Raw genomic sequence first — 2121 nt, forward strand, 5'->3', positions numbered from 1 at the left:
TAAGACCAAGGATTATCTGGCTCTATCGTTTCCCAATCAAAACCATCTTTCGTAACACGATAGGGATTATATCCGTCAAAAGTTGAAGCATTTAAAAACTTGTGAATCATTCCGTCAATAAACTCAGGATATGCATTTGCTAATGATTCCCAATTTTGAAAAATATCTCGCCAATTTCCTTCGTAATCTAATATTTTTGATCCGTCTATTTCACTTCTTGTATTAATAGAAAATTTATTCCATGGACGACTTGGATCGCCATGTCTTCGGCTAAACTTTAATGGAAGATATTCTGTACAAAGTCGAATTAAATCCGCATTATTATGATTATAAATTAGTTGTTGTAGAAATGAATAATCAAACGTTTCTGGTAATTTTTTTATAAAGGTTTCTTCTTCTTTAAATAAACTTTTATTGGCTTTAGCTATGTAGTTTACGAAATCATTTTTCTCAATTGTATAATTGTTATCAAAAATACCACCTCGCATGATATTAAATAAAACATTTGAAAAATGACGCGAATCTTTACGTTTATCTGCCGTAAATTGTAATCCATCAGCAGTTGCATTGAGCGCAATAAGATTTTGAGTGCCTAAATCGATATCTTGAATGATTTGATTTTCAAGAGTTTCGTCATTAGAAATTGTATTAGCAATTTGAATAACTTCCGATTGATTTTGGTTAACATTAGCAATTATCTTCCAGGTTTTAGTTGCATTTTTTTCTAAAACCAATTTTGTGGAAATAAAATAAGCGCCTTTTTCTCCTTTTATATCCGTTTCTTGATGTATATCTTGAAATTTTCTAAAAGCCGAAAGCTGAAGTGAGGAAAGTAAATACGTTGGTTTATCAAACCCTAAAGACCAGACAATGTTTGCCTTTAATGCTTCACTAGGTTCTGCTCTATCAACAATAATAGCACTTAATGCAAAAATTCCCAAACCGCTATCTAAATGAAGTTCATTTCGCTTGTAGGCATCAACTAAATTACTAGTTGAATTTTGTAAGTCGCTATTAACTCCTTGAGGTAATATATTCTGAATTCCGTCTAAAACATTTATGTTGTAATCAATCTGAGAATCGTTAATCAACTCTGATTTCTTTACAAAACCAAACAAATTACTTGAACTCCATTGGTATCTGTAAGTCAAATTAAAATCATGATGAATTTCTTCAAAAATAATTTTATTACCAAATTCGTTTTTATATAAATTCCTAGTTAAATTATAGGTTTCATTAAAACGTTCTGAAAAAGGTTCCCAAATATATTTCTCGTTATTTTTTTCAATTTGAAAAATAGTTTTACTACCTGTAATATCTGCAAATTCAGTTATTTTATCATCTGTATAATAAGGAAAAAGTGCAAACTCAGCATTTTTTCTACCGGCAGATAAACCGCCATTACTGGAAATAAACATCCAATGATTAGAATCACTAACAATGCTCATAAAAAATGGTCGCATCAAATCATGATTTGTTATTTTGAAAAACATTTCATCATGGATAAAAACCGATTCTAAATTTATTTCTTTCTTATTATCTATAAAAGTATTCGTGTCAGATATATGGGTATTTGGGCTCATAATTGCTAAAATTCAATTGTATTTCTTAGGCGTGTTTTGAGATTAGATGTCTTTTCTAATAAATAGTTTGTTTATAAATGTTTATTGGTAAACCCTTACGTAATCTACTAACATTTCTTGTGGAAATGGCGTTTCACTATTTGGAGCACCAGGATAATTTCCTCCTACAGCCATGTTTAGTATTATGTAAAAAGGGTTGTTAAACACCCAATTACCCGTTACTTCTGATGGTGTAATTTGATTGTAAAGTACATCATCTACATAAAAGTTGATATAATTTTCGTCCCATTCTACACCAAAAATATGGAAATCAGTATCGAACCTGCTATTTGGTAGCGCATAGGTTTTAGTTATTGCATTACCTCCCGAATAACCAGGACCATGAACGGTTCCGAACACTTTAGTTGGGCTACTTCCTAAATATTCCATAATATCAATTTCACCGCATTGCGGCCAAATGGCTGTATCAGAATTAGAACCTAACATCCAAAAAGCAGGCCATAGCCCTTTTCCTCTAGGCAATTTAATTCTTGCTTCA

Annotated in this window: 2 protein-coding genes; both read right to left on the reverse strand. The window is 31.2% G+C overall.

Annotated elements, in window-relative coordinates:
* Window positions 1-1583, reverse strand: a 1583-nt coding sequence (locus tag ABWO04_RS11380) for a beta-1,3-oligosaccharide phosphorylase-related protein (RefSeq protein ID WP_502903993.1), incomplete at its 3' end; no start/stop codon positions are given.
* An 81-nt stretch (window positions 1584-1664) separates the two neighbouring features.
* A partial coding sequence (locus ABWO04_RS11385) for a glycoside hydrolase family 16 protein (RefSeq protein ID WP_353079807.1) occupies window positions 1665-2121 on the reverse strand: 457 nt, incomplete at its 5' end.

The organism is Flavobacterium sp., from assembly GCF_040382755.1.
GTDB lineage: Bacteria > Bacteroidota > Bacteroidia > Flavobacteriales > Flavobacteriaceae > Flavobacterium.